The organism is Allobosea sp. 67-29 (assembly GCF_001898115.1).
Taxonomy (GTDB): Bacteria; Pseudomonadota; Alphaproteobacteria; order Rhizobiales; family Beijerinckiaceae; genus Allobosea.
The window spans coordinates 529,367-549,452 of sequence record NZ_MKSQ01000008.1; the positions used below are offsets into that span (position 1 = coordinate 529,367).

Sequence of the window (20,086 nt, forward strand, 5' to 3'; positions counted from 1 at the left end):
AAGGCCGGCATCGCTGCCGGCCTTTTCCAAATTCCATGCCGCAGAACCGCTCAGGCGGCCTTGGCCTCGGCGCCCAGCACGCCCTTGACCGTCTCGACGACCGCGGCGAACGAGGCCGCATCGTCGATGGCCATGGCCGACAGGGTCTTGCGGTCGAGCTCGATGCCCGACTTGATCAGGCCGCCGATGAAGACCGAATAGGTCAGGCCGTGCTCGCGCACCGCGGCGTTGAGGCGCTGGATCCACAGAGCGCGGAACGAGCGCTTCTTGTTCTTGCGGTCGCGATAGGCGAACTGCATCGAGCGATCGACGGCCGCCTTGGCGGCGCGGATCGTATTCTTGCGGCGGCCGTAGAAGCCCTTGGCGGCCTTGAACGTCTTCTTGTGCTTGGCGTGGGACGTCACGCCCCGTTTCACGCGAGCCATGTCATGATCTCCGGTGTGTCAGGTGGCGTCAGCCGTTGGGGAGGAAGTACTTCTTCACGTTGGCCGCATCGCCCTCGAAGAGGGTGGTGGTGCCGCGGTGATTGCGGATCTGCTTGTTGGTCCGCTTGATCATCCCGTGACGCTTGCCGGCCTGGGCGTAGAGCACCTTGCCGGTACCGGTGATCTTGAACCGCTTCTTGGCGGCCGATTTGGTCTTCATCTTGGGCATTTCAGCTCCTATCGGTCATAAGGCCAGCGCGCCTCGCGGCGGCTGAAGCCAATGTCTTGCTTTCAGGAAGCAAAGCACGATCGCCACGGCAGCCCTTATCAGCCGGGCGATCGAAGGCCGCGCCTATCGCAGAAATGCGTCCGCTTGGCAAGCGGAACCTCCGGACACCACACAGGCCAAGGTCAGGGCTTGACGCAAGGGCGGGCGAGCGGTTGAGCGTAGGAGCCGATATTTCGTCGGCTTACTATAACACCTTCATACGCCCTTCACAGAGCCGGACCATCTGCCGCTGTCCCGCCATCCGGAGATCGATCATGAAACGCCTCCTCATCAGCCTGGCCGCCGGCCTGGCCCTGACGGCCGCCGCCGCCACCCCCTCGCTCGCCCAGTCGACGCTCGACAAGATCAAGGCCCGCGGCCACATCATCTGCGGCACCAGCGAGGGCGTGCCCGGTTTCTCGCTGCAGGACAAGAACGGCGTCTGGCACGGCTTCGACACCGATGTCTGCCGTGCGCTGTCAGCCGCGATCTTCAACGACCCGGACAAGGCCACCTACCTGCCCCTGTCGAGCAAGAACCGCCTCGTCGCCCTGCAGGCCGGCGAGATCGACGTGCTGTCGCGCACCACGACCTGGTCGCTCGGCCGCGACATCGGGCAGGGCGTCAGCTTCACCTTCGTCAACTACTACGACGGCCAGGGCTTCATGGTCCGCAAGAAGCTCGGCGTGAACACGGTCAAGGACCTCAACGGCGCCTCGATCTGCGTCGCGCAGGGGACCACGACCGAGCTCAACCTCGCCGATTACGGCCGCACCCACGGCATCAAGTTCGAGACGGTCGCCTTCGGGACGCTGGAGGACACGGTGCAGGCCTATGAGGCGGGACGCTGCGACGCCTATACCACCGACCTGTCCTCGCTCGCCGGCACGCGCGGCAAGCTGAAGGACCCGAGCGAGCATGTGCTGCTGCAAGAGGTCATCTCCAAGGAGCCGCTCGGCCCCTGGGTCCGCAAGGGTGACGACGCCTGGTTCGACCTGGTGCGCTGGACGGTGATCGCCACGATCAATGCCGAGGAGCTCGGCGTGACCCAGGCCAATGTCGAGGAGCTGGCCAAGACCTCGCAGAACCCGGAAGTCCGGCGCATGCTCGGCGCCGAGGGCAAGTTCGGCGAGTCGCTCGGGCTGACCAACGACTGGGTCGTGCGCATCATCAAGGCGGTCGGCAATTACGGCGAGAGCTTCGAGCGTCATTTCGGCGCGAAGAGCAGCAACCCGCTGCCGCGCGGCGTCAACAAGCTGTGGACGCAGGGTGGCCTGCAATACGGCCCGCCGATCCGCTGAGCGCGGCGCGACCGGCTACCGAGGGCGGCCGGTCGCAAAGCATCTCCGACACGAAAAAGGGCGCCAGCGGCGCCCTTTTTCTCGATCGCAACGCGATCGCGAGGACAGCTCGCGCCTCAGCGCGGCGCGAGCACCATGACCATCTGGCGGCCTTCGAGCTGCCAGTCGCTCTCGACCTTGGCGATCTCGACGAGATCGGCCTTGACGCGCTCCAGCACCTTCACGCCGAGATCCTGATGCGCCATCTCGCGGCCGCGGAAGCGCAGGGTGACCTTCACCTTGTCGCCTTCCTCGAAGAAGCCTCACATGGCCTTCATCTTCACGTCGTAATCGTGCTTGTCGATGCCGGGGCGGAGCTTGATCTCCTTGATCTCGATGGTGCGCTGCTTCTTGCGCGCCTCGGCAGCCTTCTTCTGCTCAAGGAAGCGGAAGCGGCCGTAATCAAGGATCTTGCAGACGGGCGGAACGGAGTTCGGCGCGATCTCGACAAGGTCGAGGCCGGCGTCCTCGGCGATCTTCAGCGCGTCGAAGAAGGACACCACGCCACGGTTGGCGCCGGTATCATCAATCAGCTGCACCTCGCGAACGCCGCGGATGTCGCGGTTCGAGCGAGGACCTTCCTTGGTCGGGGTGGGGGCGGCACGGTACGGACGACGAATGGGGTATTCTCCTGTATTTGGCGCGGCTCGCGCCGTCGATTCAGACACATTGCACAATGATGCGCGTTGTCAATGCATGACGCCGCTGCGGCAGCCATCCGCGACGGCGGAGACGGGTCAGCCTTCGAGCAACGCGCAATAGACGTCGAGAGTTTCGGCGACCATCGCCTCCAGCGAGAAATGCCTCTCGACATGCACACGCGCCCGGCGCGCCAGGGCCTCGCGGGCCGATGGGCGCAGCTCCAGCGCCTCGCGCAGGCCGGCCGCCAAAGCCGCCGGATCGGCAGGCGGGATGCGCCAGCCGGTGCGTTCGCCGGCCGGCACCTGCGGCGGGGCGAGCACGGTTTCGGGCACGGCGCCGAGATCCGACACCACAACCGGCGTGCCCATCGCCTGCGCCTCGACCGCGACGCGGCCGAAGGCCTCCGGATCGGTCGAGGGTACCGCCACGACCGCAGCGGAGAGCATCGCCGCCGGCATGTCGCTGCAATGGCCGACGCGCTTGACGCGGCCTTCCAGCCCTGCCTTGGCGATCAGCGCGTCGAGCTCCTTGACATAGCCGTCGCGTCCCTGTGCGTCGCCGGCGAGGATGAAGGCGGTATCCGTGTCGCCGGCATCCCGCATGATGCGGGCCGCCTCGATCAGCACGCGCTGGCCCTTCCAGCCAGTCAGCCGGCCGGGCAGCAGCACGATGCGCTGGTGCGGCTCGACGCCCCAGGCCTTGCGCAGCGCCTGAACCCGCTCGGCGCCCACCGCAGCCGGGGCGAAGGCCGAGAAATTGGTGCCGCGGTTGACCACCCGCACCTTGTCGCGCGCCATCGGGTGCTTCGCGAGGATGAGCCCGGCCGTATAGGCCGAGTTGGCGATGACGATGTCGCCGCGCGCCATCACGGAGTTGTACAGCGTCTTCACCGCCGAACGGCTGTTGTAGGAGCCGTGATAGGTGGTGACGAAAGGCAGCTTGAGGATCTTCGCGGCGGCGAGCGCCACCCAGGCCGGCGCGCGCGAACGGGCATGGATCAGCTCGACCTCCTCCTCGCGGCAGAGCATGACGAGCTTGCGCACGTTGAGCGCCATCGCGACCGGATTCTTCGAAGCGGCAGGGAACGGCAGCCAGACCCCGCCCTTGGCCTGCAGCTCGGCGACGAGGCGTCCGCCCTCGGTGGCGACCAGCGCCCGCGCGCCGGCATCGGTCAGGCCCCTGGCGATGTCGACCGCCGTGCGCTCCGCCCCGCCCGCTTCCAGCTCCGGAATGATCTGCAGGATCGTGCGCCCGGCGAGCGGGTGGGTTTCGGTCGAAGGCAGTGAAAGATGGGCACCCGGCTTGAAGGACATGCGCTCTTGGTCTGGACTTTCGTTCGGCCGGGCGAATATGCCCCTATCGGATCGTTGCCGCAGCCCCTATTCGCCGCGGCTCCCCGGATTCGTCACAGGAGATTTGCCTTGGAGCGCCAGCCCCCGCAATGGCTCGAGATCGGCCAGGGCCGCCGCCTCGCCTTCCTGACGCAGGAGGGCGATGGCGCGCCGGTGGTCTGGCTAGGCGGTTTCCGTTCCGACATGCGCGCGACCAAGGCCGAGGCGCTGGCGGACTGGGCCCGGGACCACGGCCGCCCCTATCTGCGCTTCGACTATGGCGGCCACGGCGAGAGCGAGGGCAATTTCGGCGATTTCACCCTCTCCGACTGGCTCGGCGACGCGCTAGCCGTGATCGAAAGCCAGTGCAGGCGGCGGCCGATCCTGGTTGGCTCCTCGATGGGGGGCTGGATCGCCTTGCTGGCCGCGCGCAAGCTTCTTGGCTCGCCGCTGCAGCCGGCAGGGCTCGTCCTGATCGCACCGGCCGTCGACTTCTCCGAAGAACTGATGTGGGCGCAGATGCCCGACGCGATCCGCCGGACGATCCAGCAAGAAGGCGTGTGGCTGCGCCCGTCCGAGTATTCGCCGGATCCGACGCCGATCACCCGCGCCCTGATCGAGGACGGCCGCCGGCATCTGATGTTCGGCAGCGAGATCAAGGCGGGCTGCCCCGTGCACATCCTGCAAGGGATGCGCGACCCGGACGTGCCGTGGCGGCAGGCGGTCAAGCTGGTGGAGCATCTCAGCGGCGACCCGGTGGTCCTGACACTGGTCAAGGACGGCGATCATCGCCTGTCGACGCCTGCCGACATCGCCCGATTGCAGGCGGCGGTCGCCGCAGTGGCGACCGCCGCCTGAATTCCGGACCGCGTCAGTGGACGCTGACCATTTTCAGGTCGTGCTCCCAGGCATTGGCCGTGGCCGCCTCGCGGGTGTCGGTCACAAGGATCGGCGCGCCGTCGGCCGAGAGCAGGGTGTAGAGGTTGAGGCCGGATTCGATCTTCGGGGCCTGAGGGAAGATCCGCATCAGCTCGTCCGAAGTCATCGGCTTGACATAGGCCACCTCGCCGGTACCGAGCGCCGCGAATTCGGCGGGGGTCAGCGGGCTGTCCTGCGTTAGAATCATGTCCTGTTTCATCGCGCCCTCCTTCAGAGCAGTGCGAATGCGGTTCGATACTGCGCCTTCAAATATGAACAGATGCGTAAACCGCGAACGCATCCTTCAAAGCCGGACGAACCCCTCGTCCTCTACTCACTCTAGTCGCGGCTCATGATATCGATACGCCTGACGAGCCTCTCCGGTTCCGGTCGGACCAGATCGATTGCGAGCAGGCCGTTCGACAGATCCGCTCCCAGTACCTGCATGCCGTCGGCGAGCAGGAAACTGCGCTGGAACTGGCGCGCGGCGATGCCGCGATGCAGGAACTGCCGGCTCTTGTCGTCGCTCTGGCGGCCACGGATCGTGAGCTGGTTCTCTTCCAGCGTGATCTCAAGCTGCTCGCGCGCGAAACCCGCAACCGCCAAGGTGATGCGCAGGCGGTCGGGCTCATCGTCCGTCCGGGGCAGCCGCTCGATATTGTAGGGCGGATATCCCTCGCTCGCGCCTTTCGCGACGCGATCCAGCGCGCGCTCGATATCGTCGAAGCCGAGCAGGAACGGATGGGACAGGCTAGGCGTACGCGTCATCAACCGAAGCCCCCGAAAGGCGCCTCACGAACCATCGGGACCCGCCGCTGGCAGCATCCCGCGGGCGGAAGGCGAACCCTTCCGCTTGACCGACATATGGCGAAGCGCGCGCCCGGCTTCAAGAGGAGCCGGCGAAGCGTGGCGGCCGCACCGGTCGGCCCCCATTCGCATCCGACCGGCGCCACGATACGCGGCCTCCGGAACGCCGGTGACCGCCGGCCAAGATCTGCTAGGGTCTCGCTCGATACGACCAGCGAGCTGACACAAAACTCTGCAATGTCGGCCCTGCTCGCCGACGGCATCATTTTCGCTTGGGCGCGCTTGCACAGGAGGACCATTGCCATGCCATTCGTCACCACCAAGGACGGCGTCGAGATCTTCTACAAGGACTGGGGACCGAAGGACGCCCAGCCGATCATGTTCCATCACGGCTGGCCGCTGAGCAGCGACGACTGGGACGCCCAGATGCTGTTCTTCCTGGCCCAGGGGTATCGCGTCGTCGCCAGCGACCGGCGTGGCCATGGCCGCTCGGCCCAGGTCTGGGACGGCCATGACATGGACCATTATGCCGCCGATGCCTCGGCCGTGGTCGAGCATCTCGACCTCAGGAATTCCGTCCATATCGGCCATTCGACCGGCGGCGGCCAGGTCGCCCGCTATGTCGCGAAATTCGGCGAGCCCCAGGGCCGTGTCGCCAAGGCGGTGCTGGTCTCGGCCGTGCCGCCGCTGATGGTCAAGACCGAGACCAACCCCGGCGGGCTGCCGATCGAGGTCTTCGACGGTTTCCGCAAGGCACTGGCCGACAACCGGGCCCAGTTCTTCCTCGATGTCCCGACGGGCCCGTTCTACGGCTTCAACCGGCCGGGCGCCAAGGTCGACCAGGGCGTGATCTGGAACTGGTGGCGCCAGGGCATGATGGGCAGCGCCAAGGCCCATTACGACGGCATCAAGGCGTTCTCGGAAACCGACCAGACCGGCGACCTCAAGGCCATCACCGTGCCGACGCTCGTCCTGCATGGCGACGACGACCAGATCGTGCCGATCGGCGCCTCCGCGCATGAATCGATCAAGCATCTGAAGAACGGCACGCTCAAGGTCTATCCGGGCTATCCGCACGGCATGCTGACCACCAACGCCGAGACGCTCAACGCCGACCTGCTCGCCTTCGCGAAGGGTTGAGGCGGGCCGCACGGCAGCAGGGCGGATGCCCCGGCATTCGTCCTGCTTCTGCCGGGGCTTCCCCGCCGGAAGCTCGCGCCGCCCGGCGGCTCAGAGCACGCCGCGCACGCGCGTCAATGTCGATTCCATGTGCTTGCCGATCGCGGCCGACAGAGCCGGCGCATCGCGCTTCAGCAGCGCCGCCATCATCTCCTCGTGCTCGGCCACCGCACCGGCCCATTTTTCCGGCCCTTCATTGCCGATGAAGCGCAGTCGCTTGATCCGCGACTGCAAGGTGCCGTGCATTTCGAGCAGAACCTGGTTGCCGGAGGCCGCCACCATGGCGCTGTGGATCGCCTGGTTGAGCTTGAAATATTCGAGCCGCTCGCGCGTCGCGTAGAGCTCCAGCATGCGGCGGTGCAACGCGTGGATCGCCGCGATCGTCTCGTCGGAGGCCTCGGCGCAGGCGATCTGGCCACCCAGCTGCTCGAGCGCCTTCAGCACTTCCAGCACCTGATAGAGATCGCGCGCCGAGAACTTGCGGACGACCGCGCCCTTGGCTGGCAGGATCTCGACGAGCCCCTCGCTCGCGAGCGTCTTGATCGCCTCGCGCATGGGAGTGCGCGAGACGCCGAGCTGCGCGCCGATCAGTCCCTCGTTGATACGCTGCCCCGGCTCGAGCCTGCCCTCGATGATCATGTCGCGGACGCGCTCCAGCACCTCGTCATGCAAGGTGCGGCGGGTGATGCGGGGGAAGTCGGTCGCTGCCTCGCTCATCGTGCCGCCATCGGTTCCGGAGTGCGCTCGTTTACGCCATGGGTGCCCTGCTCTGTCAAACCACGCCCGGACCGATCGGCGGCGAAGAGCGCGTCCTGGCGCCGGCGCGTCGCCAACAGGAGCGAATCGGCGGGCATCTCGACATCGCCGAGCCGAATCGCCTCCCCCGCCCTCACATCCCGCTTCAGCTTCCGGTCGGCGACGAGGTAGAACGGGGCCGGGCGATCCTCTGCCAGCGCCACGGCGGGCCTGACCTCGGCGGCGACATCGGCGATGCTGTGGTGGTGGCCGCCCATGGCGAGGACGGTGCCGGCGGCCAGATCCCGCATGGCGACGGCGACGAGGTCCTGCCGCGGGCGGTAGTCGTCGCCGTAGCCGGAGCGGCCCAGCCCCGCCGTATCGAGGATGCTCGTCGCCACTTCGACGCCCAGCAGATGGCGCGGCAGATAGAGCATCGCCGCCTCGCGGTCCCGCGAGAGGACGTGGCCCTTGCCGGCCAGCATCTCCCAGGTCTCGGCATTCTCGCAGCGCACGACGACGAAGACGCCGCCGGCGAAGCTCGCCTCCTCGGCCAGGCGCAGGTGGTGGAAGACGTCGAGGCGTCGGTTCCCGGACAGCAGGCCGCCCTGCGCCCGTGCCGCGAGCAGGTCCGCGATCTCGGGAATGCGTGCCGGCGGCGCGTGAAAGTCCGCGCGGTCTGCGGCGAGATTGGTCGCATTGGCGACGAGCGTCATCTCGCAGAGGTCGGGCACGGCGCGCAGCGGAAAGGCCGCACCGAGAATGCGAGCCCGCTCGGCGGCGACCGCGGCGACCGGGCGCTCGCCCGGCAGCCAATGCGCCGACAACTCCGGCAAATGCCTCGTCACGCCGTTGCAGGTGACGTTTCCGGTCGCAGGATCGAGGACGAAATCATACTCGCTCGACTTGCCGGCAGCGACGATCTCCAGGCCCAGCACTTCCGCCCAGGAGACGAGCGCGATCAACAGGCTCGGCTGGTCGCCATCGACCGGGGTGACGAGGACTCCCTTGTCCCTTGCCAGACGCGCAAGGCCGGGACCGACGACGCTGTCGGCCTCCTTCGAAACCAGCGCGACATGGCGCCCGGCCTCGATCGCCATCAGCGCATGGCGCGTCGCGCCTTCGGGCGAGCCCGTGGCCTCCACCAGCAGGGCGAAGGGCAGGTCGATCACCGTCTCGAGCTTTCCGGCCGCCACGCAGCGCCCCGCCTCCCACGCCACCCGCGCCTCCGCCGCCGTCTCGCACAATGCGACCTCGGAGGCGTCATAGCCGGCCGCCGCAAAGGCCCGCCCCGCCGCCTCGGCCGTCATGTCCACCGCGATACGTGCCTCGATCAGGCGCGCGCGCCGCGCCTGTGCCAGATAGCTGCGCCCGAAGCCGCCGCTGCCCACCAGGCAGGTGCCGATCGGCTCGCGGATGGCGGCATAATGCGCGTGGAAATTCATCGTTTCTCTCTCCTGCCGCGGGCGCGCTCGCGAGCCCGCCCGTCCTTCTGGTCACTTTAGCGAGCTTTCATTATGCTGCATACAGCATACTTGCGGCGAGCCTTCGAGCTGTGTTAGCGAGATTGGAACGAATGAAACCAACGGAAATGCCGGGCCCCTTTTTCCGCGGCAATCCGGCCAGAGTCTTCGACGAGGGAGGATGGCGGTGCAGAGCTCCGATAACGGCGCAAAGCCGGTCATCGCGATTGCGATGGGCGACCCCTCGGGCATCAGTCCCGAGCTTCTGGCACGGCTGCTCTGCGAGCCGGACCTGCGCGACGCGGCACGCTACGTCATCTTCGGCGACAAGCGCCTGCTCGACCTCGGCGCCGCCGACGGCAAGGTCGACCCCGACGTTCAGCTCGTCGCCTCCGAGGAGGCGCTGCCGGCGAATTCCGACAAGCCACTCTTCATCGATCTCGCCAACCACAACCCCGCCGATCTCCAGCGCGGCAAGGCGACGCTCGCCGGCGGCGAGGCGGCAACCGGGAACTTCCGCCGCGCCTTGCAGTTCGCCGCCGCCGGCAAGGCCGATGCGGTGTTCTTCACGCCCTTCAACAAGGCGGCGATGCGCTTCGCCTATCCGGCCTATGACGACGAGATCCGCTTCGTGCGGGACGCCATCGGCTTCGACGGTGCGGCGAGCGAGTTCAACATCCTCGACAAGCTGTGGAACGCCCGCGTCACCTCGCACATTCCGCTGTCCGAAGTGGCGCGCAACATCACCCAGGAGCGGATCCTGCGGGCGCTGACGCTGGCCGACGCCAATCTGCGCGCCGCCGGCTTCAACCCGCCGCGCATCGCGGTCGCGGGCATCAATCCCCACGCCGGCGACGGCGGTAATTTCGGCCGCGACGAGATCGAGACGATCGAACCGGCCGTGAAGGCGGCCAAGGCCAAGGGCTTCACGGTGGAGGGCCCGTTCCCGTCCGACACCGTGTTCCTGCGGGCGAAGAACGGCGATTTCGACGCCGTGCTGACGATGTATCACGACCAGGGCCAGATCGCGATGAAGCTGATGGGCTTCGACCGCGGCGTCACGCTGATCGGCGGCTTCCCCTTCCCGATCTGCACGCCGGCCCACGGCACGGCCTATGAGATCGCCGGAAAGGGCATCGCCAATCTCGGCGCGAGCCGTGCCGCCCTCGCGCTGGCGATCAAGATGGCACGTGACGGCAAGGAGGCAGCCCGGACGGCCGCCTGAGCCGGATCCGCTCACCGCAAGCCGCCATCCAAGAGCGGCATCATTCAATCGACACCCAGGGAGAAACACATGAAGACCATCGCGATTTCCGCCGCGCTCGCAGGCGCGCTCACGCTCGGCGGCTTCAGCGCCGCTCAGGCATGGGAGCCGACCAAGCCCGTCGAGTTCGTCGTGACGTCCGGCGCCGGCGGCGGCACCGACAATTTCGCCCGTCTCGTCCAGTCGATCATCACCAAGCACAAGCTGATGGAGCAGCCGATCGTGGTGGTGAACAAGGGCGGCGGCTCGGGCGCCGAGGGCTATGTCTACGGCAAGGGTGCGAAGGGCGATCCTACCCACCTGATCTTCGGCACGAACAACGCCTATCTGCTGCCCTACGTCGCCAAGCTCGGCTACAAGTTCACCGACCTCACGCCCGTCGCGGCGATGGCGCTCGACGAATTCCTGCTCTGGGTGAAGGGCGATGCGCCTTATGCCGACGCCAAGGCCTATATCGAGGCGGTCAAGGCGAAGCCGATGGGCTTCAAGATGGGCGGCAGCCAGTCCAAGGACACCGACCAGACCCTGACCTCGATGATCCAGGACGCCACCGGCGCCAAATGGATCTACGTCCCGTTCCAGGGCGGCAGCGCCGCGGCCGTGCAGCTCGCCGGCGGTCACATCGATTCCAACACCAACAACCCGAACGAGAACATCGGCCAGTGGAAGGCCGGCCAGGTGAAGCCGCTCTGCGTCTTCGCGCCGGAGCATCTCGCCAAGGGCGACCCGATCCATGACGGCAAGGGCTGGGGCGATATCCCGACCTGCAAATCGGCCGGCATCCCGATCGAATCCTTCCGCATGCCGCGCACCGTCTGGATGCCGGCCGACGTGCCGGCCGATGCCGTGACCTACTACGCCAACGTGCTCGAGAAGGTCAGCCAGACGCCGGAGTGGAAGGAATTCATCAAGCGGACCGCCCAGACGGGGAAGTTCATGAAGGGCAAGGAATTCACCGACTTCGTGGCCAAGGACGACGCCGCCAACAAGAAGGTCTTCGAGGAGGAAGGCTGGGTGGTGAAGTGAGGTTCGTGATCGGCGCGCGCTGATCCGGCTCTGAAACCGCCGTCATCCCGGGGCACTCCCGGGATGGCGAGCCTTCCATCCAGACGCAGCGAGCTCCCGGCTGCCAAGGCGGAGGAAATCTCCTCATGATCACCCGTTTCTGGGCCGAGATCGGCACCGCGATCCTGACCCTCGTCTTCGGGCTCGTCATCGTGAAGGGCTCGCTCGAATTCGGCATCGGCTGGGACTCGTCCGGGCCCCAGCCGGGAGCCTTCCCGTTCTATGTCGGCGCGCTCGTCGCGGCCGCGAGCCTCGGCACGCTGGCGCTGACGCTGGGCAAGCAGCTCGCAGGCAGCCCCGTGCTCGCCGAATCCTTCATCGATGCCGAGCGCGGCAGGCGCGTCCTCGCCTTCCTGCTCCCGCTCGCCGCCTTCGTGGTGCTGAGCGTCACGCTCGGCATGTATGTCGCGACGATCCTCTACCTCGTCTTCGCGATGCGCTTCCAGGGCGGATATGGCTGGCTCGCCAGCCTGGCAACGGCCTTCCTGACCGTCGCGTTCCTCTATCTCTCTCTGGAAAAATTCTTCCAGATCGGCCTGCTCAAGGGCCCGCTCGAACCCCTCCTCGGCCTCTGACAGGCAGGCAAGAGAGCATGGACAATATCGCCAACCTGATGCACGGCTTCGAGGTCGCGCTTACGGCCCACCACATCATGCTGATGATCGCCGGCGTGCTGCTCGGCGTGCTCGTCGGCGTGCTTCCCGGCCTGGGCGCCCCCAACGGCGTCTCGCTGCTGCTGCCGCTCACCTTCAGCATGGACCCGGTCTCGGCGATCATCCTGCTCGCCTCGCTCTACTGGGGCGCGCTGTTCGGCGGCTCGACCACCTCCATCCTGTTCAACATCCCCGGCGAGCCCTCCTCGGTCGCGACGACCTTCGACGGTCACCCGATGGCGAAGCAGGGACGGGCGACCGAGGCCCTGTCCTTCGCCTTCCTCTCGGCCGGCTTCGGCGCGCTCTGCGGCGTCATCCTGATCACGCTGTTGTCGGGGTGGGTCGCCAGCTTCGCGCTGCGCTTCTCCTCGCCGGAATATTTCGCGGTCTACTTCATGACCTTCGCGAGCTTCATCGGCCTCGGCGGCGCCTCGCCGCTGAAGACCATCGTCTCGATGGGCATCGGTTTCGCGCTGGCGACGGTCGGCATGGATTCGGTCTCCGGCAATGTGCGGCTCACCTTCGAGTTCGACGTGCTGCTGGCCGGGGTCAGCTTCCTGATCGCGGTGATCGGCCTGTTCGGCATCGGCGAATTGCTGCTGACCATGGAGGAAGGCCTGAAGTTCGAGGGCGTGGCCGCCAAGGTGCGGATCGGCGACGTGCTGCGCACGGCGGCGAAGATGCCGCGCTACTGGTTGGCCCTGCTGCGCTCCTCGCTGATCGGCATCTGGATGGGCATCACGCCGGGCGGGCCGACCGCGGCCTCCTTCATGAGCTACGCGATGGCCAAGCGCTCCTCGCGCAATCCCGCCAAGTTCGGCAAGGGCGAGCCGGAGGGCGTCATCGCGCCGGAGACCGCGGACCATGCCGCAGGCTCCTCCGCCATGCTGCCGATGCTGGCGCTCGGCATCCCCGGTTCCGCGACCGCCGCGGTGATGATGGGCGGGCTGATGATCTGGGGTCTCAACCCCGGCCCGACCCTGTTCACGGACCGGCCGGATTTCGTCTGGGGCCTGATCGCCTCGATGTATCTCGGCAACATCGTCGCGGTCGTCATCGTCCTCGCGACGGTGCCGCTCTTCGCCTCGATCCTGCGCATCCCGTTCTCGATCATCGGGCCGCTGATCGTCGTGATCTGCTTCATCGGCGCCTTCACCGCGGCGAACCGTGAATTCGACATCTGGCTCGCGCTGATCTTCGGGCTCGTCGGCTATGTCTTCAAGAAGCTGGACTATCCGATCGCGCCGCTCGTGCTCGCCATGGTGATCGGCGACAAGGCCGAGGACGCCTTCCGCCAGTCGATGATCTTCAGCCAGGGCTCGCTCTCGATCTTCTGGTCGAACGCCCTCGTCGGCACGCTGATGGCGATCGGGCTCGTCCTGCTGTTCATGCCGGTTATCGGCGCGGGCATCCGGCGCTTGCGCGGCCTGGGCCAAGCACGCACCGTCTGACCGTCAGCCCCACCGAAGGTGCTTCCCATGAACGAACCCTATAGCGGCATCCTGCCGATCGCCCCCACCGTCTTCCACGAGAACGGCGACCTCGACCTCGCCGGCAACAGGCGGGTCATGGACCTGATGGTCGACCAGGGTGTCGACGGCATCTGCATCCTCGCCAATTTCTCCGAGCAGTTCCTGCTCACCGACGAGGAACGTGAGCAAGTCATGCGGCTCTCGATCGAGCAGGTCGCCGGACGCGTGCCGGTGATCGTCACCACCTCGCATTTCTCGACGCGCATCGCCGCACAACGCGGCAAGGCTGCGGCGGAGGCCGGGGCGAAGATGCTGATGATGATGCCGCCCTATCACGGCGCCCTGCTGAAGGCGGACGAACAGGGCATGATCGAGCACTTCAAGATGGTCGCCGATGCCTGCGGCATCCCGATCATCCTGCAGGATGCGCCGCTCTCAGGCGTGACCATGACCGTGCCCTTCATGGTGCGCCTGGCCAGGGAAGTGCCGCTGGTGCGCTATTTCAAGATCGAGATGCCGGGCACGGCGGCCAAGCTGCGCGCCCTGATCGAGGCCGGCGGCGACGCCGTGGTCGGGCCCTTCGACGGCGAGGAAGCGATCACGCTGATGGCCGATCTCGATGCCGGCGCGACCGGGACGATGACGAGCGCCATGATCCCGGACCTGATCAAGCCGATTCTCGCAGCCCACGCCGCGGGCGACCGCAAGCAGGCGGCGGCGCTCTATGCCAGGGTCCTGCCGATCATCAATTACGAGAACCGCCAGTGTGGGCTGCGCGCCGCCAAGGCCGTTCTGAGAGAGGGCGGCGTCATCAAATCGGAGGCCGTCCGCCACCCCTTGGCGCCGCTGCATCCGAAGACCCGCGACGGGTTGATCGAGCTCGCGCGTGAGCTCGATCCGCTGGCACTCCGCTGGCGATGAGAAGCCGGCCCGGCCGGTCCTCGCCGATCGGCCGGCGCGGTTGCCTATCGGCCGCCGACTTCACCCTCGCCGACTACCAGCGATCGTAATAGGGCCGCCGATAGCCATAGGCGGGAGCATAGGGCGGCGGGCCATAAGGACGCCCGTAGCCGTAGCCGCCATAGGGGCCGCGCGGCCCGTAGCGGTGCTCGTAGTGGCGTTGGCGAGCGAGGTTTTCCTGAATGATCATCAGCCGCTCGCGCTTCGCGGCGGTCATGCTGTAGGCGGCCGACTGGCCGTCGAGACGATGTGCCACGGACGGGTCGAGGGCTTCGTTGGCGCGAGCGGCGGGAACCGCCGCCATGGCGCCCAGGGAGATCAAGGCTGCGATAGCGAACCGACGCATGAGGGTCTTCCTTTCTGCTGACGGCATTGAAGCATTCGCCAACAGAACGCTGCCTGAACAGGATTGTTCATCTTCGTTCATCTGCCTTGCAAGGCAGGCCGGCTTCGCACCGCAGCTCAGCGCCTCGCGTGCTCAGCTCAACCATCGATTTTCCGAAGGGGAATGGTACAGCCACCCCGGCTTGAACGGGGGACCTCTAGATCCACAATCTAGCGCTCTAACCAACTGAGCTATGGCTGCCCATGACAGGCTGTGCGGCCCCGGCACTTCCGGCGGGGTCTCCAGCGGCGCGGAAACTAGAACCGGCGCCGCGCTTTTGCAACCGCGTAATTCATCTTTGCCACCGAAAAACCGGCACCGAACGCGGCCGCGGCGATGGCCGGCCGGTTTCGGCGCCGCCGGGGCCGCTCAATCCTTGCGAAGCGCGGTGTTGGCGATGCGCGCGAGCTCCTTCAAATGCTCCGCATAGGATTCGTAGCTCCGGCGCACGGCCTTCGCCTGCAACGCGATCGCCTCCGAGGCGCTCTCCGTCCGCGCCAGCGTTTCGGCGTCGCCGAGCGTCGCCTTGAACTCGGCGCAGGCATGCTCGAGCATCCGCGCCTGCAGGGCGCCGAAGGCGCGCGCCATGGTGAGCGCCTGGCTCATCACCGTCTCGCTCGCGATCGCCGCGAATGCGGGCGGGCGCGGCAGAGACAGCGAATCGATCGCAGAAGGCTTCACCGGCTCCTTCGCCGCAGCGGGCGCGGCCTGCGCGGGCCCAGCCACGGCCGTGGCGGGAGGAGCGGCTGCCGGCTCCGGCCTGGGGGGCGGCACCACCTCGGCCGCAGGCTTCGGCGGCAGCTTGACCAAGACCGGCTCCGGCCTGGCCTCGGCGGCCTTCTCGGCCGGAGCGGATGGCGCCGGCTTCCGCGCCGCAGCGACCTTCGCGACCGGCTTCTCGACCTTCAGCTTGGTGGAAACGGCCTTGCGGGGCGGCTTGGCCGCGGCTTTCGCCGGGGGCTGTGCCGCCGCGGTGACGGCGGGAGCACCAACCTTGCCGGAATTCCCGGAGGGGGCAGGCACCGCAGCCTTGATCACGACCGGCGCCGGCCGCGCCGGCGGCGAGGTTGTGGCCGCCGCGGCGGGAGCGGGCGGAGGCTTGATGGCAGGTTGCGCCGGAGCGGCCTTCACCTCGGCAGGCGGCGTCGACAACGCCTTGACGGAAGGCAGGCTGACCGGGGCCTTGGCTCGCGTACGGGTCGGAGGCGGCTTGACCATCACGGCTCTCCTTCAACGGCTGGCAATGGACGGACGGGGAATGATCCCTGATTCGGCGTCGGTCTGGCGGGGCGGCGGCAGGCGCGGCCGCCCCGAGGCAATGTTCAGCGGCCCTTCGTGGCCTTGCTGACGGTCTCGGCGGCCTTGGACGCGGCATCCTGGGCGGCGGCGCCGAGATCCTTGAGCTGGTTCTGGAAGGTCGCCATCTGGGCCTTCACGAAATCCGACTGGTGCTGCATCACCTCGGTCAGATCCTTCGACTTCACCAGCTTCTGGGCGAAATCGAAAGCGGCGGCGACGTTGTTCTCGGCATAGGCCATCGCCTTGCGGGTCGCCTCCTGGGTGTTGACGCGCGCGCTCTCGGCCGAGCCATGCGCGCTATCCACAGCCTTCTGGGCCGCGCCGATGAAGCCGTCGAAAGCCTTGCGCGCCTGCTCTACGCTGCGCTCGGCGAATTCGCGCATCTCTGCCGGCACCTCATAGGGATGCTTACCGTCCATGGTCGTTCCTCCTGTTGCGAAAGGCGCCTCAAACTCATTGTGCACTGCAATATCATTACTGCAGTGCGATGACAACGCTGCGACGGAACCGGCGCGCGGCTACGTTAACGCTGTTTCGAGGAGAAGCGGGAGAGCGATCTTTGGTTCCATGGATTCGGCCGCGTTTGGAAGCTATTAAAGATTTGTTAGCTATAATGAGGCGGATCGGACGAGCGGGCCAGCATGAGCGAAGCCGGACAGGACTGGATGCAATGGGGTGCAGCGGCGGGTGAAGACCCGGCCGTGACGGCCTTTGCCGCCGGCGGCGCCCTGGTCCTGTGGGACGCGGCCTCCGGCCGCCCCGGCTTCATGAACCCGGCCGGCCGGGCCCTGCTCGGTGCCGAGCCTGCCGCCGCGGCGCTGCCTGCCCCGACGCGCCAGCGCTTGTCCCTGCTCGCGGGGGGGCTGGCCTCCGCTTCCGGCCTCCGCCTGGAACGTTTGAGGCTGACGACTGGCTTCACGGCCGCCCCCGTGACCTGCGGCGTCAAGCTGTTGACGCGAGACGACGGCCGCACCGTGCTCGCCATCGCCGTGCCGGCTTCCGAACTGCGCCGGCTGGGCGTGACGGTTCCGCCGGAGGCGAGCCCGCCACCGGCCCCTTCCGCCGCTCCGGCGGCGGCATCCGCCGTCATCCCCGATGGCCCAGCCCCGGCGCAAGCGTCGACGATTCGCTTTCTCTGGCAGAGCGATGCGAATCGCCGCCTGACGCAAGTGTCGGAGAACGTCGCCGTCCTGACCGGCGCCGCCGCCTCGCAGCTCGTCGGCGAGCGCTGGGACGATCTGGCGGCGAGCCGGTTCAGCGATACCGACGGCACCCTGCTCGCACGGCTCGCGACGCCGGCCACCTGGAGCGGCCACACCGTGCTGTGGCGCACGGAGACGCCGGGCGAGGCCGCCCCCGTCGAGCTTTCGGGCGTGCCCGTCTTCGGCGCCGACCGGCAGCTCGCCGGCTTCCGCGGCTTCGGGATCGCGCGACTGAATGCGCGCCAGCCCTTCCCGCAGGCGGATGAACCTGCCGGGCAGACGGATTCTTCCGAGGCCGAGGCTGCCTCAGCGCCTGATACCGCCGAGCGGGCCGCCGCGTCGGACCGCGCTGCATCCGAGGCGCAAGAAGCGATCGCGGGACCGGACACGCAGGAGACCGCCGGCTCCGGCATCGACGCGGCATCGGACGCAAAGGCCACCGAAGCCCCCGGCAGTGCCGAGGCTGGGCAGCCGGCGGAAAACGAGACTGCCCGTGACTGGCAGGTCATCTCCGGGCAGTGCGACGACGCGCCCACCGATGCGTCGCGCGAGGCATCGGTCCCTCCCCCGGCCGAGCGGAAGCCGGAGGGCGACGAGCCGGAGCCGAAGGCCGCCGCACCGGCGGCCGTGCCCGAGCCGGCTCCGACACCGACCCGCCCGGACGAACTGCCAGCCGCCAATATCGTGCCGTTGCGCAACGGCCAGCAGACGGCGATCCGCCCGGTCCTGGAACCGTCCAAGGCGAACCTCAGCTCGGCCGAGCGCAATGCCTTCCGCGAGATCGCCAAGGCGCTGGGCGCGCGGCTTGCGGACGAGGAACCGAGCGACGCGCCGCGCCTGCCGCCGGCGGCGCAACTGCGCGTGAGGGAAGCCGAGGCGGAGACGGCCTCCGTCGTCGATGCGCCGGCCCAGCCGGTGTCCGCGCCAACGCGTCAGCGCAATTCCCACGCCGATGTGCTGGACCGGCTGCCGACGGCGGTTCTCGTCAACCGTGGCGACGAGGCGCTCTACGCCAACCGCACCCTGCTCGATCTGCTGGATTATGCCGACCTGGACGACCTGAAGGCCGGTGGCGTCAGCCGGCTGATCAAGGAGGCCTCGCGCAGCGGCGGCGGGGCGATGACCCTGATCGACAGGGTCGGGCATCTGGTCGGCGTCGACGCCGTTCTGTCGAGCGTCGACTGGCTTGGCGAGGCGGCGACGCTGATGGCCTTCCGCCATCCTGCCGCTGGCGGCGGCGAAGTGCCGGTGATGACCGCCGAAGAGGCGGAAGAAGCGGAGCTCGCGGCGGAGTTCGAGGCCGAGGAGGCCGAGTCGGCGGCCCGCGTCGAGGCCCTCAGGCTCGACGCCGAGGTGCGCGACGGCCGCATCGCCGAACTGACCGCGATGCTCGATACGGCGACCGACGGAGTCGTCACCGTCGACGAGCGCGGCCGCATCCTGTCGCTCAACAAGGCGGCCGAAGCGCTGTTCGGCTACGACCAGCGCGAGGTCACCGGCGAGCTGTTCACGCTGCTGTTCTCGGCGGAGAGCCATGCCCCGGCGCTCGACTATCTCGAGGGGCTGAAGGGCGGCGGCGTCGCCTCGGTGCTGAATGACGGGCGCGAGGTCGTCGGCCGCGTGCGCCAGGGCGGCAAGATCCCGCTGTTCATGACCATGGGCCAGATCGCGCACGGGGCCGATCCGCGCTTCTGCGCCGTGCTGCGCGACATCACCGCCTGGAAAAAGACCGAGGGCGAGCTGGTCGACGCGCGCAAGGCGGCCGAGATGGCGAGCGCCCAGAAGTCGGATGTGCTCGCCAAGATCAGCCACGAGATCCGCACGCCGCTCAACGCCATCATCGGCTTCGCCGAGGTGATGGCGGAGGAGCGCTTCGGGCCGATCGAGAACGAGCGCTACAAGGAGTATCTGCGCGACATCCACCAGTCGGGCGGCTACGTCATCAGCCTGGTCAACGACCTGCTCGACCTCGCCAAGATCGAGGCCGGCAAGCTCGAGCTCGATTTCGCCAGCGTCAACCTGAACGAGATCGCGCTCTCGACCGTGGCGCTGCTGCAGCCGGAGGCCCAGCGCGGCCGCGTGGTGCTACGCTCCGGGCTCTCGCCCAAGCTGCCGCCGGTCGTCGCCGACGAGCGCTCGATCCGCCAGATCGCGATCAACCTTCTCTCCAACGCCGTGAAGTTCACCGATGCCGGCGGGCAGGTGATCATCTCCACGGCGCTCGGCGACCAGGGCGAGGCGATCCTGCGGGTGCGCGATACCGGCATCGGCATGGACGACGACGAGCTGAAGCTCGCGCTCGAACCCTTCCGGCAGGTGCCGACGACCCGTCGCTCAGGCGGCACCGGCCTGGGCCTGCCGCTGACCAAGGCACTGGTCGAGGCCAACCGTGCCGCGATGGCGATCACCAGCGTCAAGAAGGAAGGCACGCTGGTCGAGATCACCTTCCCGCCGCAGCGCGTCCTCGCCAGCTGACGGCGCGCCGCAGCGCGTCGGCGTGGCTGGAAGACCTGCGTAGCCGCGAGATGCGGCTGCTGCCGCAATTGGCAATTGTTAAGACATTTCCGTCTTAACCGCTTCCTCTGGGGCAACCGCTCCAGCTGCGCAAAGACAACGCTGTCCCAGAGGCGACGATTTCTAGCGGTCGAACCAGATTCTTCGGAAGCCTGACGCTCAAC

19 protein-coding genes, 1 tRNA gene and 1 pseudogene are annotated in these 20,086 nt (G+C 67.7%); 9 read left to right on the top strand and 12 right to left on the bottom strand.

Features of this window, described 5'->3' with window-relative positions; genetic code table 11:
* Positions 1–50 precede the first annotated feature (50 nt).
* Both rplT and rpmI read right to left on the bottom strand, forming a co-directional pair.
* Positions 51–425 carry a 50S ribosomal protein L20 gene (rplT, locus tag BGO20_RS09115; RefSeq protein WP_291661602.1) on the bottom strand — a complete coding sequence of 125 codons (375 nt, stop codon included), beginning with the start codon at positions 423–425 and terminating at the stop codon, positions 51–53.
* A gap of 28 nt (positions 426–453) precedes the next feature.
* Positions 454–654, bottom strand: a complete 201-nt coding sequence (gene rpmI, locus BGO20_RS09120; protein ID WP_038361062.1) for a 50S ribosomal protein L35 — start codon at positions 652–654, stop codon at positions 454–456.
* Positions 655–968: 314 nt separating this feature from the next.
* On the opposite strand from rpmI, the gene BGO20_RS09125 reads away from it, so the two are divergent.
* The gene (locus BGO20_RS09125) at positions 969–1,994 is read left to right on the top strand and encodes an amino acid ABC transporter substrate-binding protein (RefSeq protein ID WP_291661604.1); all 1,026 of its coding nucleotides are present in this window, start codon (positions 969–971) and stop codon (positions 1,992–1,994) included.
* Between the two features lie 116 nt (positions 1,995–2,110).
* Here the strand turns inward: BGO20_RS09125 and infC are convergent.
* Both infC and BGO20_RS09135 read right to left on the bottom strand, forming a co-directional pair.
* A pseudogene (gene infC, locus BGO20_RS09130) lies at positions 2,111–2,653 on the bottom strand (translation initiation factor IF-3).
* A gap of 117 nt (positions 2,654–2,770) precedes the next feature.
* Complete coding sequence (locus BGO20_RS09135; RefSeq protein WP_291661606.1) at positions 2,771–3,988, bottom strand: glycosyltransferase family 4 protein; 1,218 nt, start codon at positions 3,986–3,988, stop codon at positions 2,771–2,773.
* Between the two features lie 108 nt (positions 3,989–4,096).
* Here BGO20_RS09135 and BGO20_RS09140 point away from each other — a divergent pair, with 108 nt between their 5' ends.
* Positions 4,097–4,864: an alpha/beta hydrolase gene (locus tag BGO20_RS09140; RefSeq protein ID WP_291661607.1), complete on the top strand. Its 768-nt coding sequence runs from the start codon at positions 4,097–4,099 to the stop codon at positions 4,862–4,864.
* Positions 4,865–4,877: 13 nt separating this feature from the next.
* Here the strand turns inward: BGO20_RS09140 and BGO20_RS09145 are convergent, their stop codons facing one another.
* On the bottom strand, positions 4,878–5,144 hold the full coding sequence (locus tag BGO20_RS09145; RefSeq protein ID WP_291661608.1) for a BQ00720 family protein: 267 nt from the start codon (positions 5,142–5,144) through the stop codon (positions 4,878–4,880).
* Positions 5,145–5,263: 119 nt separating this feature from the next.
* Positions 5,264–5,692 carry an Hsp20 family protein gene (locus BGO20_RS09150; protein ID WP_291661609.1) on the bottom strand — a complete coding sequence of 143 codons (429 nt, stop codon included), beginning with the start codon at positions 5,690–5,692 and terminating at the stop codon, positions 5,264–5,266.
* Between the two features lie 342 nt (positions 5,693–6,034).
* Between BGO20_RS09150 and BGO20_RS09155 the strand changes: the two genes are divergently transcribed.
* Positions 6,035–6,871, top strand: coding sequence for an alpha/beta fold hydrolase (locus BGO20_RS09155; RefSeq protein ID WP_291661611.1), 837 nt, complete (start codon positions 6,035–6,037; stop codon positions 6,869–6,871).
* A 90-nt stretch (positions 6,872–6,961) separates the two neighbouring features.
* Here the strand turns inward: BGO20_RS09155 and BGO20_RS09160 are convergent, their stop codons facing one another.
* Both BGO20_RS09160 and BGO20_RS09165 read right to left on the bottom strand, forming a co-directional pair.
* Positions 6,962–7,627, bottom strand: coding sequence for a GntR family transcriptional regulator (locus BGO20_RS09160; protein WP_291661613.1), 666 nt, complete (start codon positions 7,625–7,627; stop codon positions 6,962–6,964).
* A complete protein-coding gene (locus BGO20_RS09165; RefSeq protein WP_291661614.1) occupies positions 7,624–9,090 on the bottom strand; it encodes an SAF domain-containing protein in 1,467 nt (488 codons plus the stop codon). The genes BGO20_RS09160 and BGO20_RS09165 overlap by 4 nt, the downstream gene beginning before the upstream one ends.
* Positions 9,091–9,340: 250 nt before the next feature.
* Here BGO20_RS09165 and BGO20_RS09170 point away from each other — a divergent pair, with 250 nt between their 5' ends.
* The 5 genes from BGO20_RS09170 (at position 9,341) to BGO20_RS09190 (ending at position 14,483) form a co-directional block, all read left to right on the top strand.
* Positions 9,341–10,333, top strand: coding sequence for a 4-hydroxythreonine-4-phosphate dehydrogenase PdxA (locus BGO20_RS09170; RefSeq protein ID WP_465246021.1), 993 nt, complete (start codon positions 9,341–9,343; stop codon positions 10,331–10,333).
* 69 nt (positions 10,334–10,402) lie between these two features.
* Complete coding sequence (locus tag BGO20_RS09175) at positions 10,403–11,398, top strand: Bug family tripartite tricarboxylate transporter substrate binding protein (protein WP_291661616.1); 996 nt, start codon at positions 10,403–10,405, stop codon at positions 11,396–11,398.
* A 125-nt stretch (positions 11,399–11,523) separates the two neighbouring features.
* A complete protein-coding gene (locus BGO20_RS09180; protein WP_291661617.1) occupies positions 11,524–12,012 on the top strand; it encodes a tripartite tricarboxylate transporter TctB family protein in 489 nt (162 codons plus the stop codon).
* 17 nt (positions 12,013–12,029) lie between these two features.
* Positions 12,030–13,541, top strand: a complete 1,512-nt coding sequence (locus BGO20_RS09185) for a tripartite tricarboxylate transporter permease (RefSeq protein ID WP_291661620.1) — start codon at positions 12,030–12,032, stop codon at positions 13,539–13,541.
* A 27-nt stretch (positions 13,542–13,568) separates the two neighbouring features.
* The gene (locus BGO20_RS09190; protein ID WP_291661621.1) at positions 13,569–14,483 is read left to right on the top strand and encodes a dihydrodipicolinate synthase family protein; all 915 of its coding nucleotides are present in this window, start codon (positions 13,569–13,571) and stop codon (positions 14,481–14,483) included.
* Positions 14,484–14,556: 73 nt separating this feature from the next.
* Here BGO20_RS09190 and BGO20_RS09195 read toward each other — a convergent pair whose 3' ends face one another.
* The 4 genes from BGO20_RS09195 to BGO20_RS09210 form a co-directional block, all read right to left on the bottom strand.
* Positions 14,557–14,868 (bottom strand): hypothetical protein, encoded by a 312-nt coding sequence (locus tag BGO20_RS09195; RefSeq protein ID WP_291661622.1) that lies wholly within the window; start codon positions 14,866–14,868, stop codon positions 14,557–14,559.
* 163 nt (positions 14,869–15,031) lie between these two features.
* Positions 15,032–15,108, bottom strand: a tRNA-His gene (locus BGO20_RS09200).
* 168 nt (positions 15,109–15,276) lie between these two features.
* Positions 15,277–16,125 (bottom strand): phasin family protein, encoded by an 849-nt coding sequence (locus BGO20_RS09205; RefSeq protein WP_291661623.1) that lies wholly within the window; start codon positions 16,123–16,125, stop codon positions 15,277–15,279.
* Between the two features lie 104 nt (positions 16,126–16,229).
* Entirely contained in the window at positions 16,230–16,625 is a 396-nt protein-coding gene (locus BGO20_RS09210; protein WP_291661624.1) for a phasin, read from the bottom strand.
* A gap of 222 nt (positions 16,626–16,847) precedes the next feature.
* On the opposite strand from BGO20_RS09210, the gene BGO20_RS09215 reads away from it, so the two are divergent.
* Positions 16,848–19,883, top strand: a complete 3,036-nt coding sequence (locus BGO20_RS09215) for an ATP-binding protein (protein ID WP_291661625.1) — start codon at positions 16,848–16,850, stop codon at positions 19,881–19,883.
* Positions 19,884–20,086: the final 203 nt, after the last annotated feature.

Coding starts and splice junctions, on each gene's coding strand:
- BGO20_RS09205 (WP_291661623.1), bottom strand. CDS start 16,125: ATGGTCAAGCCGCCTCCGACCCGTACGCGAGCCAAGGCCCCGGTCAGC.
- rpmI (WP_038361062.1), bottom strand. CDS start 654: ATGCCCAAGATGAAGACCAAATCGGCCGCCAAGAAGCGGTTCAAGATC.
- BGO20_RS09155 (WP_291661611.1), top strand. CDS start 6,035: ATGCCATTCGTCACCACCAAGGACGGCGTCGAGATCTTCTACAAGGAC.
- BGO20_RS09160 (WP_291661613.1), bottom strand. CDS start 7,627: ATGAGCGAGGCAGCGACCGACTTCCCCCGCATCACCCGCCGCACCTTG.
- BGO20_RS09180 (WP_291661617.1), top strand. CDS start 11,524: ATGATCACCCGTTTCTGGGCCGAGATCGGCACCGCGATCCTGACCCTC.
- BGO20_RS09175 (WP_291661616.1), top strand. CDS start 10,403: ATGAAGACCATCGCGATTTCCGCCGCGCTCGCAGGCGCGCTCACGCTC.
- BGO20_RS09170 (WP_465246021.1), top strand. CDS start 9,341: ATGGGCGACCCCTCGGGCATCAGTCCCGAGCTTCTGGCACGGCTGCTC.
- BGO20_RS09150 (WP_291661609.1), bottom strand. CDS start 5,692: ATGACGCGTACGCCTAGCCTGTCCCATCCGTTCCTGCTCGGCTTCGAC.
- BGO20_RS09190 (WP_291661621.1), top strand. CDS start 13,569: ATGAACGAACCCTATAGCGGCATCCTGCCGATCGCCCCCACCGTCTTC.
- BGO20_RS09210 (WP_291661624.1), bottom strand. CDS start 16,625: ATGGACGGTAAGCATCCCTATGAGGTGCCGGCAGAGATGCGCGAATTC.
- BGO20_RS09165 (WP_291661614.1), bottom strand. CDS start 9,090: ATGAATTTCCACGCGCATTATGCCGCCATCCGCGAGCCGATCGGCACC.
- BGO20_RS09145 (WP_291661608.1), bottom strand. CDS start 5,144: ATGAAACAGGACATGATTCTAACGCAGGACAGCCCGCTGACCCCCGCC.
- rplT (WP_291661602.1), bottom strand. CDS start 425: ATGGCTCGCGTGAAACGGGGCGTGACGTCCCACGCCAAGCACAAGAAG.
- BGO20_RS09195 (WP_291661622.1), bottom strand. CDS start 14,868: ATGCGTCGGTTCGCTATCGCAGCCTTGATCTCCCTGGGCGCCATGGCG.
- BGO20_RS09215 (WP_291661625.1), top strand. CDS start 16,848: ATGAGCGAAGCCGGACAGGACTGGATGCAATGGGGTGCAGCGGCGGGT.
- BGO20_RS09125 (WP_291661604.1), top strand. CDS start 969: ATGAAACGCCTCCTCATCAGCCTGGCCGCCGGCCTGGCCCTGACGGCC.
- BGO20_RS09185 (WP_291661620.1), top strand. CDS start 12,030: ATGGACAATATCGCCAACCTGATGCACGGCTTCGAGGTCGCGCTTACG.
- BGO20_RS09135 (WP_291661606.1), bottom strand. CDS start 3,988: ATGTCCTTCAAGCCGGGTGCCCATCTTTCACTGCCTTCGACCGAAACC.